The organism is Streptomyces sp. MnatMP-M17 (assembly GCF_900091995.1).
GTDB lineage: Bacteria > Actinomycetota > Actinomycetes > Streptomycetales > Streptomycetaceae > Streptomyces.
Genome location: NZ_FMDK01001095.1, coordinates 1 through 2,855, shown reverse-complemented (window position 1 = coordinate 2,855; position 2,855 = coordinate 1). Strand labels below are relative to the sequence as shown.

The following is a 2,855-nucleotide window of genomic DNA, read 5'->3' as shown; positions in this document are numbered from 1 at the left end:
GCCCGCCCCCCCCCCCCGTACGGACGCGAGCCTCTCCGGCGGCCTGTCGGCGACCGTACTCGCGCTGGACACGGCACACGCCGAGGAGCGGATGCTGCTGCGCGCCGATCTCGCCGACGAGCCCGCGGAGAGCCTGCTGGACGGGCTGACGGACGGGCTGACGGACGGACCGTCGGACGGGCCGGTACGGGAGGACGCGTCACCCGAGCCCGGGAACCGCACCGGGATCGCGCTGCCCGACGACACCCGCCGGCTCGGCCTCGACGTTCGGATCACGGCCGGGAAGGGCGCGTCGCCGTCCGGGCTCGCCGCCGCCCTCCTGGTGGTGGTCGAGGACCGCTACGGCATCCCGTACCGGCTCAGCGCCGGACAAGTGCCCGTCGACGGGCGGCTCCACCGGGCCACCGTCGATCTCGACCGGACCGCCTCCCGCACCCACAGCGCCCCCGCCGGACCGCTCCGCGTGACGGGACTGCGGCTCGGCGGGACGGCCCCGGTCCAGGCATCCGAGCAACACCGGCTGACCGTCGAGCGGTTGCTCGCCACAGCGGCTGAGGACGACGCGAGCCCGGCATCCGAGAACGGGAGGACTGAGCCCGTGCTCGTGCGCGTACCGGACGAGGTGCGCTGGCGCGGCAGCGCCACGGTGACAGAGGGCACCGGGGAGAGCGCGCCGAACTCCCTGGAACCGACCGCGTACACATCGCCTTCGGCCACGGCGCCGCTGACCGTCACGTACCCGACAGGGCAGGCGTACCAAGGCTCGGGCGACTTCGCCGTACGGCTCGATGTCGTGGGCGCCGCCGCCCCGGAGCGGATCGCGGCCGTCGCCACCGACGCCTTCCTCCGCGCCACCGGAGCCGGCCGAGGGGACAGCGTCGATCTGACGCTGGCGGGCGAGCAGGTGCGGGTGACCATCGTGAAGACGGTACGAGAGCTGCCCACGACCGGAACAACGGCGGACACCGAGACGGGCCGGGCCCCGGAGGCGAACACCGAGGCGGACGCGGGCGCAGGCACGGGCGTCGACACGCGCGTGACCAGCCAGAACGGCGGTGCCCTGCTCATCGACCTGCGGACCGTCAACGCCGCCCTCGCCGCCCGGACCGACCGCTCCCTCGCGCCCACCGAGTGGTGGCTGAGCACCGCTCCCGGCGCCGCCGCGCAGGTCGCCTCCGCACTCCGCGACCGCTCCGACGGAGCCGAGCCCGCTCGGGTGCTCGTACGCGACGAGACGGCGGCGGCACTGCTCGGCGATCCGCTCGGCGAAGGGCCGCGCTCGGCGCTGATCGCCGTCGCGCCGGTCGCCATCGCGCTCTCCGCCATGGGATTCGCGGTCGGCGCCGCCGGTTCCCTGCGCGAGCGGACCGCCGAACTCGCCGTCCTGCGCGCCCTCGGAGCGCCCCGACGCGGCCTCGCCCGGCTGGTCGTGACGGAACAAGGCGTGCTGATCGGCATCGGTCTGGCCGTCGGAGCGGCGCTCGGGATCCTGCTGACGCGGGCGCTCGTACCGCTGACCGTGCTGACCTCAGGGGCGGCCCGGCCCGTGCCCCAGGTGCTCGTGGAACTCCCGCTGCTCCGGGTGGCCCTGTTCCTCGCGGGTGTCGCCGCCGTGCCGCTGCTGATCACCGCCGTCCTCGCCGCCCGGCGCGGCGCCGGCCTCCCGGCCGCGCTCCGTCAGCAGGGGGACCACTGACATGACCCGTACCCGTACGCGTATCCGTGCCCATCTCCGTACCCACAGCTCGGCCCAGGCCCAGGCCCCGAAGGCGGGCAGCAGCCGCGCCGTCGCGCCATGGGTACGCACCCGGCTGCGCACCGCGCCCGGGGCCGCCGTCGCCTTCGGGGCGCTCGTCCTGCTCACGGCCTTCCTCGCCGCCGCGTTCCCCAGGGCCGTCGACGCGTACGAGACCGACGGGCTGCGCCGCGAGATCACCGGCACGCCCGTCACCGACACCGTGCTGCGACTGAACGCTCCTCAGGCGGGCCTGGAGATCCCGGAGCCCCAACGGGTCGAAGCGATGCGGCCCGACGCGCTCGAAGCCGTGTACCGGCAGACGGTGGTGAGCCTGCCGGGTCCGCTGCGGGTGGACCTCGCCGAGTCCGCGTACGGAGTACGCACCGGCGAGCCCTTGACCGGCACGGACGACTGGCTTCCGCGCCCCGACGGGATCGCGCCACGGTTCACGCTGGCCACACAGTCGGAGCTGGCCGCCCACGCCACCGTACGGAGCGGACGCCTGCCGTCCGCGGGCCAGGGAGCGGACGCGCGCACGAAAGAGGTGGAGGCCGCCGTCACCACGGCGACCGCCCGTGAGCTGCAGCTGCGCGTCGGCTCCGTACTCCGTCTGAGCGACCGCTACGGGACTCAGGCCCTCTCCGTACGGATCACGGGCCTGGTCGAACCTCGCCGCCCCAGCGGAAGTTACTGGTCCGCGGAACCGCTCCTGCGCGTCCCGGGCCTGGCCGCCCTGCCGTCCCGGCCACCGATGTTCCGCTGGGAGGCGGGACTGCTGCTGGCGCCCGAGGCCGCACCCGCGCTCCTCGGCACCCGTACGGATTCGGAGAAGTACTGGCGCTTCGCTCCCGCCACCGGAGAGCTGACCGCCGCGGACGCCCCGGAGCTCGGGCGGCGGATCGCTTCCCTCGAAAGCGGCCCCGATCTGCTGCGGATGCGGGAGATCGCGGGCGGGAACGCGGTCGTGGAGACCGGCCTCGGCACGGTCGTCGGCTCCCACCTCGCCACGCGCGAGGCGATCTCACGGATCGTCGTCGTCGCGGCCTTCGGGATCGGCACCGTCGCAGCCGTCGCCCTCGCGATGGCCGGCGGTCTGATCGCCGCGGGCCGCGCCGCC

Annotated in this window: 1 protein-coding gene and 1 pseudogene; both read left to right on the top strand. The window is 75.1% G+C overall.

The genetic code is table 11. The features are described from left to right. On the top strand, window positions 1-1,696 hold a 1,696-nt coding region (locus GA0115259_RS36405; RefSeq protein WP_141716850.1), incomplete at its 5' end, for an ABC transporter permease. 1 nt (window position 1,697) lies between these two features. Continuing rightward, window positions 1,698-2,855 (top strand): annotated as a pseudogene (locus GA0115259_RS36400) (ABC transporter permease); the annotation flags it as partial.